At 70.3% G+C, this 22653-nt stretch carries 20 protein-coding genes; 9 read left to right on the top strand and 11 right to left on the bottom strand.

Annotation, left to right across the window (positions count from 1 at the left end; translation table 11 throughout):
- From WFH44_RS14075 to WFH44_RS14055, 5 genes are all read left to right on the top strand, one after another.
- Window positions 1–2736, top strand: a complete 2736-nt coding sequence (locus tag WFH44_RS14075) for a PEP/pyruvate-binding domain-containing protein (RefSeq protein WP_336714541.1) — start codon at window positions 1–3, stop codon at window positions 2734–2736.
- Between the two features lie 33 nt (window positions 2737–2769).
- A complete protein-coding gene (locus WFH44_RS14070) occupies window positions 2770–4011 on the top strand; it encodes a heparan-alpha-glucosaminide N-acetyltransferase domain-containing protein (RefSeq protein ID WP_336714540.1) in 1242 nt (413 codons plus the stop codon).
- Between the two features lie 74 nt (window positions 4012–4085).
- Window positions 4086–4337 (top strand): hypothetical protein, encoded by a 252-nt coding sequence (locus WFH44_RS14065; RefSeq protein ID WP_336714539.1) that lies wholly within the window; start codon window positions 4086–4088, stop codon window positions 4335–4337.
- Between the two features lie 31 nt (window positions 4338–4368).
- Window positions 4369–5613, top strand: a complete 1245-nt coding sequence (locus WFH44_RS14060; RefSeq protein ID WP_336714538.1) for a serine/threonine-protein kinase — start codon at window positions 4369–4371, stop codon at window positions 5611–5613.
- Entirely contained in the window at window positions 5610–6197 is a 588-nt protein-coding gene (locus tag WFH44_RS14055; RefSeq protein ID WP_336714537.1) for a hypothetical protein, read from the top strand. Before WFH44_RS14060 ends, WFH44_RS14055 begins: the two co-directional genes overlap by 4 nt.
- Here WFH44_RS14055 and WFH44_RS14050 read toward each other — a convergent pair.
- Window positions 6194–6943, bottom strand: coding sequence for a response regulator transcription factor (locus WFH44_RS14050; RefSeq protein ID WP_336714536.1), 750 nt, complete (start codon window positions 6941–6943; stop codon window positions 6194–6196). The two genes, WFH44_RS14055 and WFH44_RS14050, sit on opposite strands and share 4 nt — an antisense overlap.
- 126 nt (window positions 6944–7069) lie before the next feature.
- Here WFH44_RS14050 and WFH44_RS14045 point away from each other — a divergent pair, with 126 nt between their 5' ends.
- Window positions 7070–8665 carry a sensor histidine kinase gene (locus WFH44_RS14045; RefSeq protein WP_442892911.1) on the top strand — a complete coding sequence of 532 codons (1596 nt, stop codon included), beginning with the start codon at window positions 7070–7072 and terminating at the stop codon, window positions 8663–8665.
- Window positions 8666–8809: 144 nt separating this feature from the next.
- The gene (locus tag WFH44_RS14040; RefSeq protein ID WP_336714534.1) at window positions 8810–10033 is read left to right on the top strand and encodes an aminotransferase class I/II-fold pyridoxal phosphate-dependent enzyme; all 1224 of its coding nucleotides are present in this window, start codon (window positions 8810–8812) and stop codon (window positions 10031–10033) included.
- Window positions 10034–10168: 135 nt separating this feature from the next.
- Here the strand turns inward: WFH44_RS14040 and WFH44_RS14035 are convergent, their stop codons facing one another.
- A complete protein-coding gene (locus tag WFH44_RS14035) occupies window positions 10169–11548 on the bottom strand; it encodes an NAD-dependent succinate-semialdehyde dehydrogenase (protein ID WP_336714533.1) in 1380 nt (459 codons plus the stop codon).
- Between the two features lie 187 nt (window positions 11549–11735).
- Here WFH44_RS14035 and WFH44_RS14030 point away from each other — a divergent pair, with 187 nt between their 5' ends.
- Window positions 11736–12497 carry a FadR/GntR family transcriptional regulator gene (locus WFH44_RS14030; RefSeq protein ID WP_336714532.1) on the top strand — a complete coding sequence of 254 codons (762 nt, stop codon included), beginning with the start codon at window positions 11736–11738 and terminating at the stop codon, window positions 12495–12497.
- Window positions 12494–13216 carry a cache domain-containing protein gene (locus WFH44_RS14025; RefSeq protein ID WP_336714531.1) on the top strand — a complete coding sequence of 241 codons (723 nt, stop codon included), beginning with the start codon at window positions 12494–12496 and terminating at the stop codon, window positions 13214–13216. Before WFH44_RS14030 ends, WFH44_RS14025 begins: the two co-directional genes overlap by 4 nt.
- Before the next feature lie 70 nt (window positions 13217–13286).
- On the opposite strand, the gene WFH44_RS14020 is transcribed toward WFH44_RS14025, so the two are convergent.
- From WFH44_RS14020 to WFH44_RS13980, 9 genes are all read right to left on the bottom strand, one after another.
- Entirely contained in the window at window positions 13287–14120 is an 834-nt protein-coding gene (locus tag WFH44_RS14020) for a gamma-glutamyl-gamma-aminobutyrate hydrolase family protein (protein ID WP_336714530.1), read from the bottom strand.
- Window positions 14117–14890, bottom strand: a complete 774-nt coding sequence (locus WFH44_RS14015; protein ID WP_336714529.1) for a gamma-glutamyl-gamma-aminobutyrate hydrolase family protein — start codon at window positions 14888–14890, stop codon at window positions 14117–14119. The genes WFH44_RS14020 and WFH44_RS14015 overlap by 4 nt, the downstream gene beginning before the upstream one ends.
- Complete coding sequence (locus WFH44_RS14010) at window positions 14887–15612, bottom strand: transporter substrate-binding domain-containing protein (RefSeq protein WP_336714528.1); 726 nt, start codon at window positions 15610–15612, stop codon at window positions 14887–14889. Before WFH44_RS14010 ends, WFH44_RS14015 begins: the two co-directional genes overlap by 4 nt.
- Window positions 15609–17042 (bottom strand): glutamine synthetase family protein, encoded by a 1434-nt coding sequence (locus WFH44_RS14005; RefSeq protein ID WP_336714527.1) that lies wholly within the window; start codon window positions 17040–17042, stop codon window positions 15609–15611. The genes WFH44_RS14010 and WFH44_RS14005 overlap by 4 nt, the downstream gene beginning before the upstream one ends.
- A 33-nt stretch (window positions 17043–17075) precedes the next feature.
- Window positions 17076–18365, bottom strand: coding sequence for an NAD(P)/FAD-dependent oxidoreductase (locus WFH44_RS14000; protein WP_336714526.1), 1290 nt, complete (start codon window positions 18363–18365; stop codon window positions 17076–17078).
- Window positions 18366–18367: 2 nt separating this feature from the next.
- The gene (locus WFH44_RS13995) at window positions 18368–18559 is read right to left on the bottom strand and encodes a ferredoxin (RefSeq protein ID WP_005273960.1); all 192 of its coding nucleotides are present in this window, start codon (window positions 18557–18559) and stop codon (window positions 18368–18370) included.
- A gap of 51 nt (window positions 18560–18610) precedes the next feature.
- Window positions 18611–19810 (bottom strand): cytochrome P450, encoded by a 1200-nt coding sequence (locus WFH44_RS13990; protein ID WP_336714525.1) that lies wholly within the window; start codon window positions 19808–19810, stop codon window positions 18611–18613.
- Window positions 19811–19870: 60 nt separating this feature from the next.
- Entirely contained in the window at window positions 19871–21385 is a 1515-nt protein-coding gene (locus WFH44_RS13985; RefSeq protein ID WP_336714524.1) for an APC family permease, read from the bottom strand.
- Between the two features lie 307 nt (window positions 21386–21692).
- Window positions 21693–22646: a hypothetical protein gene (locus WFH44_RS13980; RefSeq protein ID WP_336714523.1), complete on the bottom strand. Its 954-nt coding sequence runs from the start codon at window positions 22644–22646 to the stop codon at window positions 21693–21695.
- Window positions 22647–22653: the final 7 nt, after the last annotated feature.

Raw genomic sequence — 22653 nt, 5'->3', positions numbered from 1 at the left:
ATGGACAGGATCACAATGTCCCTGGGCGATGTCGGCGCGGACATGCTGGCCGAGGCCGGCGGCAAGGCGGTCAACCTCGGCGTCATGCTCGCCGCGGGGCTCCCGGTTCCGGACGGTTTCTGCTTAACGACGGCGGCCTACCGCCAGGTGGCGACGGCTGCGGGGCTCGAGTGGCTGCTCGCCGCGATGGAATCCGCCACCAAGGAGACAGTGCGGCCACCCGGGGAACAGGGCAGGGCGCGCGGGGACGCGGCCACCGCCGCCAGCCTGCAGCATCTGGCCCGGCAGGCGCGCGACCGGCTGTCCGCCGCGCCGCTGCCGGAACGGATCGAACGGGAACTGCGCCGCGCCTACGCCCTGCTCGGCGAGGACGTGCCGGTGGCCGTGCGTTCCTCGGCCACCGCCGAGGACCTGCCCGAGGCGAGCTTCGCGGGCCAGCAGGACACTTTCCTCAACGTCGTCGGAGCGGACGCCCTGCTCGAGGCCGTGCGCGGCTGCTGGGTGTCGCTCTGGACCGAGCGGGCCACCGCCTACCGCGAGGCGAACGGGATCGGCCAGCGGAAGGTGCACCTCGCCGTCGTTGTCCAGCGCATGGTGGACGCCGCCGTTTCCGGAGTCATGTTCACCGCGAACCCGCTCACCGGTGCCAGGGGGCAAACCGTGGTGGATGCGAGCCCCGGGCTGGGCGAGGCTGTGGTCTCCGGCGCCGTCAACCCGGACCAGTTCGTCGTGGACACGGCAACCGGCCGGATCCTGGAGCGCACGGTAGGCGACAAGCGGGTGCAGGTCCGGCCGCTGCCCGGCGGCGGCACGGAACAGCTGCCCCTGGCCGGCGGGAGCGACCCGAGCCTCACGGACGAGCAGGTGCGCGAGCTCGCGGAGCTCGGCCGCGCCGCCCAGGAGCTCTTCGGGGCGCCCCAGGACCTGGAGTGGACGCTCTCCCCCGCGGGCCGCATCGCGCTGGTGCAGACCCGGCCGATCACCACCTTGTACCCGCTGCCCGAGGCGGACGAGAGCACCCGAGCCTACCTCTGCGCCAGCCTGCTGCAGGGCCTGACGCGGCCGCTGACGCCGATGGGGCTGTGCGCGTTCGAGACCCTCGCCGCGGCCTGGAAGCCGGCCGGCGGCGGGTCCGGACCGCCGCCCGCATTCCGCTACCTCAGCGTCGGCCTGCGGCTCTTCGTGGACATCACCCCGGTGCTGCGCAGCCCCGGGGGACGGCGGCTGATCCCGCGGATGATGAAGGGCGCGGATGCCCGGTCCGTCGGCGTGCTCGAGCACCTCATGAAGGACCCGCGTTTCGCCGTGGCCCGGCGCCGGGTGCCGCGCTCCCCCGCCGGGCTGTTCAGGTCCGTCCCCCAGCTGGCGCTGGTGCCATCCGTGCTGCATGCCCTGTTCCGGCCGGCTGCCGCGCTGCGGCGTTCCCGGGCGGCGGAGCGGGAGTTCGACGCCCGGCTCCGGCTGCCCGAGCCGGCCACTGCCGCGCAGCGGCTGGACTTCGTGGAACGGATGTTCAGCCGGGAGGTCACCGAGAGCCTGCTCCGGCTGCTGCCCCCGCCAGCCGCCGGCTACCTCTGGCTGGGTGCGGCCCGCTGGCTGCTGGGCACTCTCGTCGAACGCGGCGAGGTGCAGGAGGTGCTGCGCGGGCTGCCGCACAACGTCACGACCGAGATGGACCTCAAGCTCTGGGACGCCGCGACCGCCATCGGCCGGGACCCCGCCTCCGCCGCCGCCATCCGGTCCGCGGACCCGGAGGAGCTGGCCCGCGCCTACCTCGAGGGCACCCTTCCGGCGGAGGCACAGCGCCGGCTCGCGGCCTTCCTGGCCGTGTACGGGCACCGCGCGGTCGCCGAGATCGACATCGGGGTGCCGCGCTGGGCGGAGGACCCGTCGCACATCATCAACGTCATCGCGAACTACCTGCGGCTGGACGATTCCGGGCAGGCGCCGGACCGCCAGTTCGCGCGTGCCGCAGCGCAGGCGGACGCCAAGGTCGCCGATCTGGTCCTGCGCGCCGAGGCTTTGGGTCCGGTGCGCAGCCGGCTGGTCGCCTACGGCCTGCGCCGGGCGCGCGCCAGCGCCGGAATGCGCGAGTACCCAAAGTTCCGGCTCGTCACCGCACTCGCTGCCCTGCGCGCGCAGCTGCGGAAGGTCGGGGAAGAGCTCGCCGCCGCCGGGGCGGTTGCCGATGCGGCAGACGTCTTCTTCCTCGACCTCGCCGAGGCCCGGGTGGGCCTTCGCGGGGCGGACCTGCACGGCATCGTGGCCGGACGCCGCCGCACCTACGCCCGCGAAATGCGCCGCCGGCACATCCCGCGGCTGATCCTCTCCGACGGCACGGACGTGGAGGCCGCCCTCGCCGCCGCGGCCGCAACGACGACGGCGGGGGGCCGGGTTCCGCCGGGAACCCTCGTGGGGGCGCCGGCCTCCGCTGGCACGGTGACCGGGACCGCCCGCGTCATCCTGGATCCGGCCGGGGCGAGGCTGGAGCCGGGCGAAATCCTGGTCGCTCCGTCCACCGACCCGGGCTGGACCCCGCTCTTCCTGACCGCCGGGGCCCTGGTGATGGAGATGGGCGGACCCGTGTCGCACGGGGCGGTGGTGGCGCGCGAGTACGGGATCCCCGCCGTCGTCGGTGTTCCCGATGCGACCCTCCGCATCGCCACCGGGGACACGATTACCGTGGACGGCGCCGCCGGGACCATCGTTCACAGCGCGCGCACAGCTTCTTCCTAACGGGGGCTTATGCGGGCCCCCAAGGCTGGGGGCATGTCACTCAGCGCACCCCTGCCCTCCGCCGTGTCCGCCAAGCCCCGGCTTGCCGGCGTCGATGCCGCCCGCGGCGTGGCGCTCGCCGGAATGATCGCCGTCCACGTCTTCAGCTTCTACCTGCAGGAAACCGACTCCGTCTCCTGGCTGGTCCCGGTCTTCTCCGGGCGCGCCGCCGCCCTGTTCGCCGTGATGGCCGGCGTCGGCCTGGCCCTGGCCAGCGGCGGGAGGCACCGCCGTTCGGGGGAACAGGCCGCAGCCGACCGGCGCAGTATCGCGGTCCGGGCGGGCGTAATCGCCGCCATTGGCCTCACGCTCGGCCTGGTCGAAGTGGACATCGCCATCATCCTGGTCTTCTATGCGCTGCTGTTCCTCCTGGCCCTGCCGCTGATCCGCGTGGAGGCCTGGAAGCTGGCAGTCCTCACGGCCGCTTGGATAATCCTTGCCCCGCTGGTCGCCTACCTGGCCCGCCAGGCGCTCTACGCCGCGCCGTTCCTGGCCGTGCTGCCGGGCGACCCGAGCTGGGCCAGCCTGCAGGACCCGGTGGCGCTGCTGTCCACCCTGTTCTTCACCGGCACCTACCCCGCTTTCCAGTGGCTCGGTTACCTGCTCCTCGGGATGTTGCTGGGCCGCCTGGACCTGGGCTCCCTGCGGCTCCAGCGTTGGCTGGCCCTCGCCGGCGCGGCCGCCGTGGCGGTGGCGCAGCTGGCGAGCGCCTTCCTGCTGCAAGTGCTGGGCGGTGCCGAGGCCCTGCTCGCCACCGGAGAGATCGACCCGTGGTATTTCCAGGCCTGGGACCACCGGCTGCTGATCGACCTTTCCGAGGTCGACGAAGGCACCTCCGGCTGGTGGCTGGCCCTGGACACGCCGCACTCCGGCACCAGCCTGGACCTGCTCAACACGATGGGCAGCGCCGCCATGGTGCTGGGCGTGTGCCTGCTGCTGGCGCGGACCGCGGAGCGTCTACGCGGTGCCGGGGCCGGGAGCCGGCTGCTGCTGGTGCTCGCCGGCCCGGGGTCGATGACGCTGTCCCTCTACACGGCCCACATCCTCGTCATGGGTGCCGTCTACGCGAGCGGGGCGGAGCTCGGCGAGGCGCCCCTGTTCTGGAGCCAGATGGTGGTCTTTACCGGCGCGGGCATCGCCTTCAAACTGGCCGGCCGGCGCGGCCCGCTGGAGCAGCTGACGGCCGGCGCGGCCCGGACCGCCCGGCACGTCCGGGAGCCTAAACCTGCCTCGTAAGGGTCCCGCGGTTCCACAGCAGCTTCACAGTTTCGCCACAGTGGCAGCTTATGCCCGGGCAGCACCGTGGAAGCATGACAAACCACATTGAAAAGGCACCCGGCACATTCCTCTTCGGCACAACCGGGCACAGCAATTCGGATCCCGCACCGCATGACGACGAACCGTACCGTCCTCTGTTTCGGCGGCCCCGGTTCATCGTTACGCTGCTGCTGCTCGTGGTCCTGTTCCTCGTAGCGTTCGTCTACGTGTTCTTCACATGGGGGCTGCCCATCCTGATGAACATCATCGACAACCTGCAGGCGTCCGGGTTCCGGCTTATCTGACCGGCCCGGCCGGCGACCAGAGGAGGGTCCCATGTCGAGCACGACCGTCCCGGAGATCCGCGACAGCCTGCTAAACGACCGCTACCAAGTAGGTCCGATGATCGGCCGGGGCGGCATGGGAACCGTCTACCGGGCCGTGGACCACGTGCTTCGGCGGGAAGTCGCCGTCAAGGTCTTCCACCCGGATCTCCACCAGGCCGGCCCGCTGGACCCGCAGCGGCTGGAGACCGAAACCATGGCGCGGCTGAACCATCCCGGCCTCGTCGCCCTCTACGACGCGGGCACCGCCAGCCATGACGGCCACCAGCTGTCCTTCATAGTCATGGAGCTCGTCGCGGGAGTGGACCTGCGGCTCCAGCTGGCAGCTGCCCCGCTAGGGCTGGAGACGACGGCGCGGCTCGGAGCCCGGCTGGCCGCCACCCTCCATTACATCCACGATCGGGCGATTATCCACCGCGACATCAAGCCCAGCAATATCCTGCTGGCCAGGTATTCCGACGACGATGACCTGCAGCCCAAGCTCGCCGACTTCGGTATCGCCGCGCTCATCGGGCGGCCGCGGGCCGTACCGGAGCAGACCGTCGGCACGGCCGCCTACCTCAGTCCCGAGCAGGTCCGCGGACTGGAGGCCGGCCCTCCCTCGGATATCTACTCACTGGGGCTGGTGCTGCTGCAGTGCCTCACCGGCGAAACCGAGTACCAGGGACCGCCCATCGACGCGGCGCTGGCCCGGCTGACCCGTCCGCCGCGGATCCCCTCGGACCTTCCGGGGGGCGTGACGGAACTTCTCGAAGCCATGACCGCCTCGGACGAGGGCCAGCGCCCCACCGCTGCCGAAGCCGCTTTCTCGCTCAGGTCGGCAGGCAGCTACCCGGACAGCGCCCGGCCGCCCCGGGAACCTGTGCAACACCTGGCGCCGGGCGCCCCGCTGCCCGATCGAGCTTCGCTGATCCCCGCCCTGCGGCCGGCCGAACTGACCAACGCCACCAGGGCCTTCCTGCCCATGATCGCGGCGCCGGCACCGCCGACAGCCAGCCTGGGCCAGCTGCTCGTCCCGCACACCGCACCGCCGGCGGCCCGCCGGCGCTCCTTCCCGCGAAGGCGCACCGCCATCCTCGCCTCGGCCGCCGCCGCGGCACTCGCCGCCGTCGCGGTCCTGCCCGCATTGCTTCCCGCCGTCCTGCCCTCCGGCACGGCGGGGTCCGCCCCCGATTCGGCCATCCTCCAGCGGCTAGACGACAACCTGACCCTGCTCGAAGAAAGCCTGGCCCCATGAACATTGCTGCGACCTTCGCCAAGCCCCTCATCGGCGGCACGGTTGCCGCCCTGCTGCTGGCCGGCTGCTCAGCCCAACAGGCTAACGTCCCGCCGGCCGCTCCCGGCTCGCTGCAGGAACGCGCCCAGTCCGTCATGCAGTTGGCCAAGGACAAGGACTATGCCGGCGCGCTCGCAGAGATCGATTCCCTGACCGATGACGTCCGGGACGCGGGTGCCAGCGGAGAGCTGCCCCGGCAGCAGTGGCTCCAAGCCGAGGCTGCGCTGGCCCAGCTGCGGACCGACCTCGGGACCCTTACGGGAGGCGTCTCGCCTGCCTCGGCGGACAACACGTCGTCCGCGCCCGTTCCTTCCGCCACGCCATCGCCCTCCTCTGCGCCCGAGGACGAATGCGACGGCGACCCGGACCAGGACCATGGCAGCGGGACGGATAACCCCGCCGGGACCGCTGACGACGACGAAGACCTGCAGGAGTGGCAGGAGGAACACGACGATTGGAACGACCGGACCTCGGCCGACGCCGGCAACAGCTCGGACAGCGACGACGACGAATGGCTCGCGGAGGAAGAGTGGCGCGACGACTAGGCGGCGGCCGGCTTGAGGACGTAGCCGGCGCCGCGGAGGGTGTGGATCATCGGCGGCCGTCCGGCGTCGATCTTCTTGCGCAGATACGAAATGTAAAGCTCGACGATGTTGTTGTGGCCGCCGAAATCGTAGTTCCAGACCTGGTCCAGGATCTGGCCCTTGCTCAGGACGGTCCGCGGATTGTCCATCAGGTAGTGCAGCAGGTCGAACTCCGTGGTGGTCAGCTGGACCTCCACGCCGCCGCGCGTGACTTCCCGGGTGTCCAGGTTCATCACCAGGTCCCCGACCACCAGCTCGGCCGTCCGTGCCGCGGCCGCACCGGAACGCTGCACCAGCCGGCAGAGCCGCAGCAGCAGCTCCTCCATGCTGAACGGCTTGGTCACGTAGTCGTCGCCGCCGGCGGCCAGGCCGCTGATCCGGTCGGACACCGCGTCCTTGGCGGTCAGGAACAGGGCCGGCACCTCCGGCGCGAAGGTCCGGATCCGGTTCAGGGCGTCCAGCCCGTCGAATCCCGGAATCATCACGTCCAGGACCAGCACGTCCGGCCGTGTCTCCCGGGCCAGCCGCACGGCCGAGGGCCCGTCGTCGGCCACCGCGACTTCCCAGCCGGCCAGCTGCAGGCCCATGCGGACCAGGTCGGACAGCTGTGGTTCATCGTCCACCACCAGGGCGCGGATCCGGCTGCCGTCCGGGCGGCTCAGCCGGGGCAGGCTGGCCACGAAGTCGAGGGAATCCTGCACGGCCATACAAGCGCTCCTGAAGATCACGTCAACGGGCAGATGCTGAATCAACAATAACCATTACAGTTACCTACATCACCTTGGGAAGGAATTGGGAGCTCCGCTCGCGAAAGACAAATCCGGAAGACGAACATGGACAATCGGGGGAAGCCGGACACGGTTCAGGGGGGCACTGACGAGGCCGTGCCCCGGAAGCAGGACGGGCGGGGCCGCCGCCTGTTCCGGCCGTGGCAGCTGCGGACCAAGCTGGTGATCATCGTCCTGGCCCTGCTGGCCGGGATCTGCGCCGCGGTCGGCCTCTCGGCCCACGCCGCGATGGAATCCTTCCTCAGCGGCCAGCTGAACGAGCAGCTCGAACAGGCCTCCACCCGAGCCCTGCGGTCGCAGGAGGACTTCCACCCCGATGACGAGGACGAGCACAACGGGGACGGCCGCGACAGCGAGTCTGACCAGAGCGGATCCTCAGAGGCACCGGAACCGGCGGATCCCCTGACCACGCCGGGCCAGGTCGTCGGCGTGCTGAATGCGCGCATCAGCGAGCACGGCGTCCGCAATGCGGGTGTCTTCATGCCCGACGGCGAACGACAGGACCTCACCGCGGCGGACACGCGGGTCATCACCAGCCTGGAGCTCAACGCCGGCCCCGTAGAGCGCCGGCTCTCTGTCGGCGAGTACCGGCTGGTCGCCCGCTGGAGTGAACGCCGCGAGGCCACGATCGTCACCGGCCTGCCGCTGCTGGCGAAAGAGCAGACCCTGGATTCGCTGACGCGGACCATGACCGGCGTCTCCGTGGCGGGGCTGTTGGCGGCCGCGCTCGTCGGAACGCTGATCATCCGCCGGACCCTGCGGCCGCTGGGCCAGCTCTCCGGCGTCGCTACCTCGGTCTCCCGGCTGCCGCTCGGGCGGGGGCACGTCGCCATCGGCGAGCGCGTCCCGGCGAAGATCGCGGTACCCGCCACGGAAGTCGGCCGGGTCGGCCATGCCTTCAACCTGATGCTGGACAACGTCGCGGGTGCCTTCGATGCCCGGCACCGAAGCGAGACCAAGCTGCGCCAGTTCGTCGCGGACGCCAGCCACGAACTCCGGACTCCCCTGACCGCCATCCGCGGCTACTCCGAAATGATCCGGCTGACCGAGCAGCTCAGCCCTGGAGGCCGGTCCTCGATCGGGAAGGTGGAATCCGAGGCCAAGCGGATGACCGCCCTGGTCGAGGACCTGCTCCTGCTCGCGCGGATGGATGAAGGCCAGCGCGCCGAGCAGAGCGAGGTCGACCTGACCGCGCTGGCCGCCGAGTCCGTCAATGACGTCCGCGCGATCGCGCCGAGCCACCGTTGGGTCCTCGACGTCCCCGATGATCCGGTCACCCTCCGCGCCAATCCGGGGCAGCTGCGCCAGGTCCTGGTCAACCTGCTGACCAACGCGCACCGGCACACCGGCCAGGGGACCACGGTCGTCACCTCGCTGGCCGAGGACGACGGCTACGTGCGGGTGAGTGTGGCGGATGACGGGCCCGGGATCCCGGACGGCTTCGTCGGCCAAATCTTCTCCCGCTTCGCGCGCGCCGATGCGTCCCGCTCCGACCGCAGCGGCTCGCACGGCCTCGGCCTGTCGATCGTCAAGGCCATCGTCACCTCGCACGACGGCACGGTCGGCGTCGACAGCCGCCCCGGCCATACCGAATTCATCGTGCGCCTCCCCTCCGCAGGGAGCGTTCCCGCGGAGAACTGACGGACGACGGCGGGTGGCCGGGACGGCGGCCGGCTGTCCCGCCGGGTCAAGGACGAACGTTCCGGTGCCGCCCGCGCCAGGGACGATCGGCCGTTGCCGCATCCGCCGGTCCAGGAGGAACATGGCCTTCGGAGAGGAGCAGCCATGCCGCACCCCGACGAAGGCGCACCCGCCCCGGCCACCCGGGCGCCGGCGTCGTCCCGTGCCGCCGGAATTGCTGGAGTCGCCTCCTACCGGCGGATCAACAGCTTCCTGACCACGTCCGTCTACGCGCGGCGCCGGGACGACCCGGGCGTCTGCGACTTCGCGCTGGGCAACCCGCATGACATGCCCTCGGAGCAGTACGTCTCCGCCTACCGCGAGGCGCTCGCTCCGCGGAACGAGGCCTGGTACGCCTACAAGACCAACGAGCCCGCGGCGCGGGAGGCCGCCGCGGGCTCGCTGGAGCGGCACCTCGGCATCGGGTTCCGGGCCGAGGACCTGTACCTGACCACCGGCGGCTTTACGGCGATCGCCATGGCCCTCAAAGCCATCGCGGATCCCGGCGACGAGGTCATCTACAGCCTGCCGCCGTGGTTCTGCTACGAGCCGCTGATCACCGAGGCCGCATTGGTTCCGGTCAAGGTGAAGATCAACACGGACACGTTCGACGTCGACCTGGCCGCCATCGCCGCGGCCGTCACCCCGCGTACGCGGGCCGTGATCGTGAACTCTCCGAACAATCCCACCGGCCGGATCTACCCGCCGGAACTGCTCACCGCCCTGGCCGGGGTGCTCGAGGAGGCCTCGGCGCGGATCGGACGGCGCATCTACCTGATCTCCGACGAGGCCTACAACCGCATCGTGTTCGACGGCCTCCGCTTCCGCTCTCCCGCCGAGTTCTACCCCTACACCCTGGTGGCGTACACCTACGGGAAGACGCATCTAGCGCCGGGTGAGCGGATCGGCTATCTCGCCCTGCCCGCGGCCATGCCGGTCCGCCGGCAGCTCGCCGAGCCGCTGGCCGCCCTCCAGCTGGCCATGGGCTGGATCTACCCGAACGCGATCCTGCAGCACGCGCTGCCCGCGCTCGAACAGTTCACCATCGACGTCGGCGCGCTGCAGCGGAAGCGGGACGTCATGGTGGAAAGCCTGGCCGGGATGGGCTACCGCATTCGGAAGACGGAGGGCAGTTTCTACCTCTACATCCCCTCCCCCGAGCCGGACGACATGGCCTTCACGGAAGAGGTGGGTGCGGAAGGAGTCCTGGTGATGCCTGGCGCCCTGTTCGAGACCCCCGGCTTCTTCCGGGTCTCCCTGACCGCCAGTGAGGACATGGTCCGGCGCGCCCTTCCGGTCTTCGAGGCGGCCATCCGCCGCCACGGCTAGCGGGCACCGGCGGCCGGAGCGGGTGCCGCGGCCGTCCGGAGGACCCATCCGGCACCGGGGCGGCCGGCGGCGGGCGCGACCCGCCGCCGGTCGGATCCTGTGGGACGCCTCCTGCAGGACGCCTCCCGGCGGCCCTTACCTGGCTGCCGGAACGCGGATGAGCTTCTTGTTGACGAACTCCTGCATCCCATAGCCGGCCAGCTCGCGGCCGACGCCGGAGCGCTTCACACCGCCGAACGGCAGGTCCGCCTGGGTGTCCGCAACCGAGTTGATGAAGACCATGCCGGTGTCCAGCCGGTCCGCCACGTCCTTGGCCTTGTCCACGTCGGCGCTGAACACCGCTCCGCCGAGGCCGTACGGAGAACCGTTGGCCAGCTCGATCGCTTCCTCTGCGTCCGCGACCTTGTAGACCACGGCGGCCGGGCCGAAGAGCTCCTCGGTGTAGGCCCGCATGCCCGGCTCCACGCCGGTCAGCACCGTGGGCTCCACGAAGGCGCCGGGACCGTCGACCAGGTGTCCGCCGGTGTGCAGGGTGGCACCCTTCGAGACGGCGTCGTTGATCTGCTCCACCAGCCCCTCCGCGGCGGCACGGGAGGACAGCGGGCCGAACCGGGTGGCGGGATCCAGGGGATCGCCGGGCGTGATGCGCGCCATCCGCGCCGTGAACTTCTCGACGAACTCCTCGTAGAGGTCCTCGACGACGATGAAACGCTTGGACGCGGTGCAGGCCTGTCCCGCGTTGCCCATCCGTCCGCCCACCGCCGCCTTCACCGTGGCGTCCAGGTCCTCCGAATCCAGCAGGATGAACGGGTCGCTGCCGCCGAGTTCGAGCACGTACTTCTTCAGGTGCTGCCCGGCCAGCGCGGCCACGGCGGCGCCGGCGCGTTCGCTGCCGGTCAGGGAGACGCCCTGGACGCGCGGATCGGCGATGATGTCGGCGACCTGCTCGTTCGTGGCGAAGACGTTCACGTAGGCGCCCTCGGGCAGCTGCGCGTCACGGAAGATCTGTTCCATGGCCAGTGCGGACTGCGGGCAGCTCGGCGCGTGCTTGAGCAGGATGGTGTTGCCGAGCATCAGGTTGGGCGCCGCGAACCGCGCCACCTGGTAGTAGGGGTAGTTCCACGGCATGATGCCCAGCAGCACGCCGACGGGCGCGGAGCGGACTACCGCCTCGCCGCCGCCGCGGACTTTGAGCGGCTCGTCCGCCATGAAGCCGGGGCCCTCTTCGGCGTAGTACTCGTAGATGTCGGCCACCAGGCCCACCTCGCCCAGCGCCTGGCTGACCGGCTTGCCCATTTCGAGGCTGATCAGCTCGGCGAGTTCCTGGCGCCGCCCACGGTACAGCGCGGCCACGCGCCGCAGGACCTCGGAGCGGTCCGCGAGGGCGGAATGCCGCCAGGATTCGAAGGCCGCCTGCGCCTGCTTCAGCGCGCTCTGGATTTCCTCGTCGCTGGCGGTGGGCGCCTCGAAGATCGTTTCGCCGGTGGCTGGATTGATGCTCTGGTAATAACTCATGCTCCTCAAAATATCCCGCTCCCCGGGCGGCCGTTCCAGCATTTCCCCATATTTCTTCGAATTCTCCCGCGCGCGAACAAATCGTTGGGCAATGTTGAAATGTCCCCGCGCCGGCAGAGTAGAATATCGTCATTCCCGGCAGTGGCCAGCCGTCATGCCTGCCTGGATCCGGCCGTAAGGAGAGATCGTGGCGTCACCCCCGGTGCTGCAGTCGCAGATCTACCGCTCCTTGCCCGAGATGGAACGCTCGGAAGCCATCGTGCGCCGGATTTCGACGGCGATCTCGCTCGGCATGCTGCGGGTCGGCGAACGGCTCCCGGCGGAGTCGGAGCTTTCCGAGATGTTCGGCGTCGCGGGCGCGACCCTGCGCGAGGCGCTGGCGGCGCTCCGCGACCAGGGCGTGGTGGAGACCAGGCGCGGCCGCAGCGGCGGAACCTTCGTGGTGAAGTCCCCGGCCACCCAGGCCGAACAGCTGCGCCGGTACCTGCGGGAGACCTCGATCGCGGACCTGCGCGACCTCGGCGACGAGCAGACGGCGGTGGCGTCCGCCGCCGCCCGCCTGGCCTGCGACCGCGCGCACCCCAATGACCTGGACCGGCTGGAACAGCTGGCCCGCGGACTCGAGCGCGCGGACTCCCCGGAGAGCCGGGCCCGGGCGGACAGCCGCTTCCATATCGAGCTGGCCGTGGTCGCGCAGTCGCCCCGGCTGACCGCGCAGGAGATCCGGCTGCAGGCGGAAGTCGGCCAGTTGCTGTGGACGCCGCTCGCCGGTATTTTCGACTCCGCGGCAGCCGCGCGGGAGCACCTGGAGATCGTCAGCGCCGTCCGGGCGGATGATCCGGACCGGGCCCAGCGGCTGGTCCACGAGCACATCCGGCGAAACACCTACCACCTGATCGACACCAAGCTCACGCTGACCCACGCCGGCGACGAAGAGGAGATTCGATGAACGCGCCCGTATCGGCCCGCGCCGTGGCCACGTCCGTGGGCTCGGCCATCGAGTCGTGGCTGAACGCGCTGTACCGGGACCTCTCGTCCACGTGCGCCCAGGTGGAAGGGCAGCTGGAAGCGAGGGTCCGGGCGGGGGATAAAATCTCCCGGAATGACATTTCCGGGCTGCGTGGAATATCCGCCGAATTCCTGAATTCCCACCCGATTGTCGTGGGGGCAGGAGTCATTTTCTCCATTTCCTCATTAAAGGACGCGCAAGGCGTCCTGGAATGGTGGTTCCGGAATGGAGCGGGGGAAATCGAAAAGCTGGATTTCGATTTGACGCCCGACGGCGAACGGTTCTACGACTACGAGCAGGCCCCCTGGTTTTCCGTCGCGGCCAAGACCGGCCGCCAGTCCATCGCCGGCCCGTACGTCGACTACCTCGGCTTCGACGAGTACATCATGACCTGCACCGTGCCCAGCTACATCCACGGGGAGTTCATCGGGGTCACCGGCTGCGACATCCGGATCCGCGACCTCGAAAACACCTTCATCCCGTTCGTCCGGAGGATCCCGGGCGACGCCGCAATCCTCAACGGCCAGAACCGGGTCATCCTGGGAAACTCGGGCCGCTTCATCGTCGGGGAACGGGTCAAGACGGAGCCGGAAGGATTCTGCTTCATCCCGCTGGACGTGCCGAACCTCGACCTGCGCCTGATCTGCGCGGCGGAGTAGCCGCACGGACCAGGCGCCGGGCGAGGCAGCAGGGGCCGCAGCCGGCCGAATTCTCCGCCCGGCCGCCGCCTCAGGCCCGGCCCGCTTCCGCCAGGTCCCGCACCTCCGCCCCGCCGCCGGCCCGGCTCTGCCGCACGAATTCCTCGAACAGCAGCGAGCGGTGCCCCGCGTCGCCGTCGGAATCCTCCGGGTGCCACTGCACCCCGACCACCCAGGTCCGGCCCGGATGTTCGGTGCCTTCGACCACGCCGTCCCGCGCCACCGCCGCCACCGCGAGGTCCGGAGCCACGGTCCCGACGGCCTGGTGATGGCCCGAGCGAACGGTCACCGAATCCCGGCCCAGGATGGCGGCAACCTTGGAACCGGGCAGCAGGTCAACGTCTTCGTCCAGGAACATCGGCTCCCCGGGACCGCCCCGGTGCAGGTGCCACGGTTCCAGGTCGGGAACCAGCGTCCCGCCGCACGCCACGTTGAGCAGCTGCGAGCCGCGGCAGATAGCGAGCAGCGGCTGGTCCCGCTCCAGCACCCCGCGGATCAGTTCCACGCAGTACTCGTCCGCGCGCAGGTCCACGCCGTACGAATTCGGCACCGGATCCGTGTGGCCGTACAGCGAGCCGTCCACGTCCCCGCCGCCGAGGAAGAGCACCCCGTCGTAACGGGCCAGCTCGGCCTCGGGCAGCAGCTCTTCGGCCGCGCTGTCCACCAGTTCGGCCCGGGCGCCGGCCGCGTGCAGCGTCTCGAACGCCACCCGCGTGAACCGCTCCATCAGTTCCAGCGTCTGCTCCGTCATCCCGGGGAAGGTCAGGGAAACAACGACGGCGATGCGCGGCGCCTCGGGGCCAAGCGTCCCGTTGTCCCGGGGCAGCACCGCGGCCGGATCCACGCGCAGCGGTTTGGCATTCATCGGGCACCCGCCAGCTGCGTACCGGCACCGGCACCCTGCGCCGACGCGCCTTGCCCCGCGCCGTCCCGCCGGGCGCGGGCGGCCTCGACCACCCAGGCGAACAGGGCATGGTCGGCGGGATTGCTCTCGGCTGTGTCCTCCGGGTGCCACTGCACCGCCAGCAGCGGCGCGCCCGGAACCTCGAGGGCCTCCACGACGCCGTCGTCGGCCCGCGCCGTGACCTGCAGTCCCGCGCCCAGCTCCCCTGCCGCCTGGTGGTGGTAGGAGGAAACCTCGACCGGCCCGGAACCGACCACGGACGCCAGCAGCGACCCGGCCGTGACCGAAACCGGATGCACGGCGCCCTTGTGCTGCACGCTGCCCGCTTCACCGCCCGGCTCCAGGTGCGGGATCAGCGTGCCGCCGCGCGCCACGTTGAGCAGCTGCAGCCCGCGGCAGATCGCCAGCGTCGGCATCCCGGCGGCGACGCACGCGGCCAGGACCTCGGTTTCGAATGCGTCCTGTCCCGCGTAGTCGGCGGGCCAGTAGTGCTCGTCCGGCTCCGCCCCGTACAGCGCGGGCGAGACGTCTGCGCCCCCGGGCAGCACCACGCCGTCGAACCTCTGCACCTGGTCCGCGGCGGCCGCGCCCTCCGGGAACATGATCACCGGCTCCCCGCCCGCCGCGGCGATGCTTCGCAGCACCTGCGCCGCCACCGCCACGCCCTCGAAGCGCAGCCCGTGCACCGAGTTGGACCACATCCCCGGCACCCCGATCAGCGGCCGGCTCATGCGGGCACCCCCGCGCCGAGCGGGAACGGCAGCTGCGGCATCCACTGCCGCCAGCTCCGCTCCAGCCGCCCGTCCGCCACCACCGCGGCGAGCGCGGCGTTGAGGTCGGCGAGCAGGAACGGGTTGTCCTTGGCCACGCCCACTCCCCACCGGTTTCCGGTCGGATGCGTGAAGGCCACGTCGTACGCCGGGTCGTCGCCCAGCGGGACGGTGACGACGTCGTCATCCACCATGGCGTCCACCTCCCCGCTGCGCAGGGCGGCGAGCATGTCCCCGAAGACATCCTCGCCGGTGAACGGCACCGGGACGGCGCCGGGGAAGGTCACCGCGAGCAACATGTTCGCGCTGCCCTCGATCGCCGCCACCTTGTAGCCGGCCAGGTCCTGGGGCGAGCGCGCCGGATCGCCCTTGCGGACCAGCACTGTCTCGTCGAAGACCGCGTACGGGTCGCTGAAGTTCACGATCGCCTGGCGCTCCGGGATGATGCCCTGGCCGCACCAGACGGCGTCCACCCGGTGCTCGCGCACCGCCGGCAGCATGTCGTCCCAGGCCAGGAACGCCCACTCGACGCGCAGGCCCAGCACGGAGGCCACCAGTTCGGCCGCGGCCGGCTCGTAGCCGCGGCGGTGCCCGGCACCGTCGGCCAGGTTGAACAGCGGCGGCGCCTCCGAGTCGATGCACGCCAGCCGCAGGATGCCCGGGGACAGGGTCGCGGGGCTCACGGGATGGTCTCCCAGTACATCTCGCGGTCCCACTCTGTGATGGCGCCGCAGTACCGCGCCCACTCCTCCTGCTTCAGCTGGGTGTAGATGGAGACCAGGTCCGCCGGCAGCGCCGAGGTGAGGTAGGTGTCCGAGACGAACGCGTCGATGGCGTCCCCCAGGGTGAGCGGCAGCTGGCCGCCGATCGCCGGCACGTCCGCGCCGCCGTCGTCGGGCCGCCCCGGATCCAGCTGCCGGTTCAGGCCGTCCTCCATCGCCGCGATCAGCAGCGTGTGGGACAGGTAGGGGTTCACGGCTGCGTCCGGCACCCGGTACTCCATCCGGCCGTTGGAGGAGATCCGGACCAGGCAGCCGCGGCTGTCCAGGCCCCAGTTGGCCGTGCTCGGGGCGAACTGTCCGGCGTCCCAGAACCGCTTGTAGGAATTGACCGTCGAGGCCATGACCGCCATGGAACCGGGCGCGTGCGCGAGCAGGCCGCCGATGGCGTGCTGCGCCGTCCGCGAGACGTGCAGCTCCACCCGGCCGGCGTCCTCGGTGACGTTGGTGTCCCCGTCCCACAGGCTGAGGTTGTGGTGGCAGCCGTTGCCCATCTGGCCGTTGTAGGGCTTGGGCATGAAGCTGGCCGTGACGCCGAACTCGCGGGCCACCTGCTTGCAGATCTGCCGGTAGGTGACCAGCCGGTCCGCGGTGTTCTCCACGCGGTCGTACATCCAGTTCAGCTCGAGCTGGCCGTCGTCCTCGTAGTCGCCCTCGATCATGTCCAGCCCCATCGCCTTCGCGTAGGTGACCAGCTGCTTGTAGATCGGTCGCATCCGCTCGAGGTTCTCCACCTGGTAGGCGGGGCTGGTGCCCGGCTTCTTCACGACCTCGAGGCCCGGGCCCTCCCAGGTCATCTCGGGTTCGGTGCCGGAGCGGACCTCGAACCCGGTGCGGGCGGTGAAGGCCTCGTGGCTGCGGATCAGCAGCGAGCGGGTGTCGATCGGCAGCAGGCGGCCGCCGACCTCCGGCAGGTGCGGGGGCTCGTAGGCGGTGCAGAAGATCCGTGCCACCGAGGTGTCCCAGGGCAGCACCACGAAGGTGTCGGGCTCCGGCAGCGCCCAGAACTCGCGGGCCTCGATGCCGCCGCCGATCAGGTTTCCGTAGCGGTCGTTCTGCAGGTCGGACAGGGCGGTGCGGTGGAAGCAGATGCCCTTTTCCAGGTTGCGCTTGAAGTGGTTGGCCGGAACCATCTTGGCCACCATGCGCGAGCCGATGGTCGGCAGCGCGTAGTAGACGTACTCCACGCCGGCTTCCTGGATCTTGCGTCCCAGGTCGCGGACGACGTCGGGGCGCAGGTTCCGCTCGCGGTGGCGGGCAAACGCTTCGCGGTCGTTGAGTCCGGCCAGCAGGTCGGTTCCGGCCGGGTCGGGCCGTACGGGGGTGAGAGTCATGGCAGTCTTCTTTCAGTCGTTCGTAGCCGGCGGTTAGGCGGCGGCCAGGCGTGCGGCCACGCCGGCATCGGTCACGAGCTTGCGGTAGTGCAGTTGCTTGTCGGCGGGCAGGGCGCAGGTCACGGCTCCGATGAGCCGGCCGTCGCGGTAGTAGCCCAGGGCGGCACCGGCGGCGGGGCGGTCCGGGTCGCCTTCGAGGACCTCGATCCGCTCGGCGAGCGCCGGGCTGCCGACGCCCTGGATCCGGATCTTGAAGACGTCCGTCCAGAAGGAGGGCAGCGGCGCCGCGGGTTCCGGCACCTCTTCACCGTTGAGCCCGGCGACCAGGGCGGGGGCGGCGATCTTGGCCGTGTCCGCAGGGGTGGCCCAGTGCTCGACGCGGCGGGCTCCGGTGCCCGTGCGCCGGTCGGGATAGCGGGCCACGTCGCCGACCGCAACCACGGACGGCAGCGCCCCGCCGGCGCCGATGACGCGCATCGACTCGTCGCAGAGCACGCCGTCCGCCAGGTCCAGCCCGTTGCCGGACAGCCACTCCGTGTTCGGCTTCGAGCCGACGGCCTCAATCACGACGTCCGCGGGCACCTCGGTGCCGTCCGAGAGCCGGACGCCGGCGCACCTGAGGTGCGATCCGCCGTCGTACCCGTCGCCGGACCAATCGCCTGCCGCGTCCCCTGTCTCTGACAGGAACTCCACCACGCGTCGGCCCGGGAGGCAGCGGACGCCGTTGCCCTCCAGGAAGCCGCGGACGCCGGCGCTCAGCCGCACGCCAAGGGGTCGCTCCATCGGGCCGCTGCCGCCCTCGACGAGCGTGACCTGGCAGCCCAGGGTCGTCGCGGTGGCGGCGGCCTCGCAGCCGATGAATCCGGCACCAACCACCACCACCCGCGTGCCCGGCCGCAGTTCCCGGTGCAGCCCCAGGGCGTCATCGATCGTGCGGATAACGTGGCGGCCGTGGCGCGGGCCCGGCACCTCGACCCTCGCGGGGCGCAGGCCGGTGGCGATGACCAGGCCGTCGTAGGCCAGTTCCTCGCCGGTGCCCAGCGTCAGCGTGCGGGCGGACAGGTCCGCCCGGGTGACCGGCGCGCCGAGCCGCCAGTCGATGCCGGTGGCGGTCCTGCGCTGGCGCAGCGTCACCGCGGCCAGCGCATCGGCGGCGGAGCCCGGCGCGGCCAGCAGGTCCTTGGACAGCGGCGGCCGATTGTAGGGCGGATGGGCCTCCTGGCCGAGGACGACGATGTCTTCCTCCCAGCCGGCCGAACGCAGCTGTTCGGCGGCCCGCAGCCCTCCCATCGAGGCCCCGGCGACGGCAATTCTGCGCGTCATGGCTAGTCCTTCAGGAAGATCGCCTGGACGGGGCAGACGTCGATGGCTTCTTCCACCTCGTCCAGCAGGGCGTCGTCGAAGGTCGGTTCGTATTCGAGCACGCCGTCGGTGTTCATCCGGAACACCTCGGGGGCGGCGATGGCGCATTGGCCGTGGTTGTCGCAGAGGCTGCGGTCGACGTCGATGGTCCGCATGGGAAAGTCCTTCCGTAGGTGGTGCTGTGGTGCTGTAGAGCAGTTGGCTTGCTAGGAGCGCTTGGTGAAGCCGATGGGCAGGCGGATCGGGCCGGTGTTGCCGGAATCCGGCAGCCACTCGTCGCCGCCGATCAGGTGCGGGTTGGCCAGGCGGCTGGCCAGCAGCGGCAGCGCCTCGCTCATGTCCGCCCGGGCGACGAAGTGGCCGAGGCAGTGGTGCACGCCGCCGCCGAATCCGTAGTGCGGGGCATGCTCGCCGAGCAGGTCCATCTCCGGGTTCGGGAAGGCGCGCGGATCCGTGCCGGAGGACTGGGTGAACAGGTGCACCGTGGTGCCCTTTTCGATGGCCAGGCCCTGGTACTCGAAGTCCTCGACGGCCTCGCGGGTCACCCAGGTGACGGTCGGGTTGGTGCGCATGACTTCCTCCACGGCCTTGCCCCCGAGGTCGGGCCGCTCCGCCAGCAGTTCCCACTGCTGCGGGTTGCGGATGAAGGACTGCATGGCCAGGCCCAACTGGTTGCGCGTGGTGTCCATGCCGCCGAAGATCAGCAGCACCAGCGCGTTGCGCAGTTCCTCGTCGCTGAGCCGGTCCCCGTCCCGGCTGGCCAGCACCAGGCGGGAAACGAAGTCATCGCCCGGGTTGGCCTGCCGGTCCCGGATCAGTTCCTCGGCGTAGTCGTAGAGTTCGGCGACGGCCGCCTCGACCTTGTCCAGGTCCTGCTTGAAGGTCACGCCCAGGGCCAGGCCCACGGTGGAGGCGAGCCGCGCGATCTTGGGCCACTCGATCTCCGGGATGCCGAGCAGGATGGTCAGCACCCGGGTGGCGTAGGGCTCGGCGAAGTCGCGGATGAACTCGCACTCGCCCTTGTCGATGAACGCGTCCACCAGCTCGTTGGCCAGTGCCTGGAACCGGGGCACCAGCTCCTTGATCAGGCGCGGGGAAAAGGCCGGGTTGAGCAGCCGGCGGATCCGGTGGTGGTCCTCGCCCTCCAGCACCAGCAGGTTCTTGGTCCACCAGTCGAAGAACAGGCCGCCGTGGACGCCGTTGTGCGCCGGCCACTTGGCGCTGCCCTGGGAGAGCTTGGGGCTCTTGAGCAGCTTGCTCACCTCGTCGTAGCGCAGCACGGCCAGCCCGAAGTTGGTCCGGGCGTACCAGCTGCGCTCGCGGGCGGTGCGCAGCTCTTCGGACTGCATCGCGAACGACGGGTCCGAGATGTTCAGGTAGGGAACCTCAACGGTGGACGTACTCATGGTGGAACCTGTTCTTTCGTCTGGGTGGTACTGGTGTGGTGCTGGAGGTCTGAGCGATGCTCAGCTGCTGAAGGAGTGCCGCGGTCCGGACGGGATGGCGTCGCCGGCCGGGGCATCGCCCTTGAGGTAGGGCTTCTTCCAGGCCATGTAGACCAGGCCCAGGAGAACCACGCCGACGGCGGAGATCAGCACGATGTAGTTCGAGAACCAGCCGGCCTCCGGGGTCCGCGGCCAGGCCATGTTGACCATGCCGAGCACGCCCCAGGCGAGCGCGGCGACGTTGACCGGGATGCCCCAGGCGCCGAGCTGGAAGGCACCGCGCGGCCGCCAGCCCTTGAGCCGGGCCCGCAGGGCGGCCAGGACCACCATCTGGAAGCCCATGTACATGCCCATCGCGGCGAAGGAGATGATGGTGACCAGCGCATCCTCGGAGACCTTGGATCCAATCACGATCAGCGCCGGGACCAGGCCGGCCAGCAGCAGGGCATACGGCGGCACGTGGCGGGACTCGCTGAACTTGCTGAGCAGCTTGCTCGCCGGGAGGATTCCGTCGCGGGCCATCGAGTAGGCCAGCCGCGAAGACGCGGCCTGCAGGCTCAGTACGCAGGAAACGAAGGAGATCAGGACGACGGCGAGGACCACCTTCATGCCGACCGGGCCGAAGGCCGCCAGGAGCACGTTGCCGACCGGATCGGCGTCGGCCCCGCTGATCACCGCGCCGAAGTCCGGCACCGCCAGGATCAGGGACAGGCAGACAAACATCGCGGCGAAACCGCCGATGTAGATGGTCATGCGCATGGCCTTCGGGATGGTGCGCCCCGGGCTCGGAACCTCCTCGGCCACATCGCCGCACGCCTCGAACCCGTAGTACTGGTAGATTCCGATCAGGCCGGCCGCCGCGAAGGCGATGAAGTAATTGCTGCCCTCGCCCGCACCAAAGCTCTGGAAGAGGACGCCCAGGTCATGGTGCCGGGCGGTCACGATCAGCCAGAAGCCGACCACCAGCGCGCCGCCGAGCTCGGCGAGCAGCCCGAGCATCGCGACCTTGTTCAGCACCTTGGTGCCGCCGAGGTTCAGGATGGTTGCAAGCAGGATGACTCCCAGCGCCGCCAGGATGACCGAGTTGACGCTGCTTTCCATGCCCAGGAGCGTGCTGAGGAACGGGCCGGCGCCGTAAGCGACGCTGGCGATGGTGGCCAGCAGCGCGCAGAGGTAGACCCAGCCGTTCATCCAGCCCCACTTGCGGCCCCACAGGCGCCGGGACCAGGGGTACACGCCGCCGGCAACCGGGTAGTTGGAGACCACTTCGCCGAACACGGTTGCCACGAGCAGCTGGCCGCCGCCGACGATGATGAGCGACCAGAACATGGGCGGCCCGGCGATCCCCAGGGACGCGGCGAACAGCGAGTAGATGCCCACCACCGGAGAAAGGTAGGTGAAGCCGAGGGAGACGTTCCCCCAGAAAGTCATTTCGCGCTTGAATTGCTGATCGTACGAGTAGCCTAGGCTGGCCAGATGCTCGGCATCCTCATCGATGCCGGCCTCCCCAGCGGGCCGCGTCATTTCGGCGGACATTGCGCTCCTTCAGGACTGATAGGTATATGCGGCCAAGCGTGGTCTTCGAGGAGCCCCATTCCCCGTTGTGACGAAGGCCACGTGATCGCCATCACGAAAAACCCTACAAATGAATGATTTAGAACGCAAGGGTCCTTCGGGAGGTTTCTTCGCGGCATCCCTGTCTCCGTGGCTGATACCGCACCGCGGCTACGCTCCTGCACTCGGAAACGTGCGGAACATGACGCAGCGCACAAGAATCGCAAACAAGGGCAAAAGCTTTATTACCGACTGATTTTTCCGCGGTTTCCGCCAACCCACGGTCCTGCTACAGGAGCGGCCAGACCCGGCGCCGCAGATCGTAGAGCTCCCAGGCCCGGGGAATCAGGTCGCAGGCGGCGTCCGAAGCCCGCCGCAGCTGCTCCATGCCCGCGGCGGCTTCGCGCTCATTGCCGGAACCGGCGAGTATTCTGTCCGGCCTTCCGTCCTTTGCACCGGTACGGGCGGGCCCTCCGCCCTGACCGCTGAAGGGCCCCGGGTAACTACCGGGCTTTCCGGTGGCCCACTCCAGGCCGTGGGAGTAGCCGCTGCAGAACTGCCAGATGTAGATCAGCTCGGCCGGGACGCCGCCGTCGGCCCTCAGGTCCTTGAGGATCGCCGTCTGCGTCCGGTTCTTGGTCGCGTAGCCCCAGCGTCCCTCGGCCTTCCGGGTGAAGATCGGCGGCAGGCCGGCCGCCCGGGCCGCCTCGTTGACCTCATGCCGGAGTCCCTCGAAGCTGGCCTGCGCCTCCGGATGCAGTTCGGGGCGCAGCTCCTCGAGATAGGCATCCCAGAACGAGGCCGCATTGAAGACGTCCCTCGCGACCAGCACCAGGCTGCGCCGGATGCGCTCGCGGCCCTCCTCCGGCTGCAGCGCCCAGAGCACCGTCGTGCCGCATTCGATCACGGTCCGGACCAGCGAATAGGGCGCATGCGAGTTCAGCCGGTAGAACACCCCGCCGGACCCGTCCTCCACAAACAGCAGCCGCCGCAGCGCCTGCAGGTTGTCCATCGCCGCCGCCAAGGACTGCCTGAGCAGGCTGCTCACGCTCCGCGACGCGGCGAAATGCCGGTCCATCGAAGCCAGCGGGGATCCCGGCTCGATCTCCTCCCCCGCGGCGTCACGCGCACTGTATGGATCCAGCGCCTCGAGCCGGGCCAGGATCGCCGCCGCCGCCTGGCCGTCCGGTTCCGGCCCGCCAACCAGGCCCGCGCAGCCCTCGGGCACCCGCCCGTCTCCCATGCGGACA

This window comes from Arthrobacter sp. USHLN218 (assembly GCF_037144715.1).
Taxonomy (GTDB): Bacteria; Actinomycetota; Actinomycetes; order Actinomycetales; family Micrococcaceae; genus Crystallibacter.
This window is presented reverse-complemented; position numbering and strand designations above follow the sequence as displayed.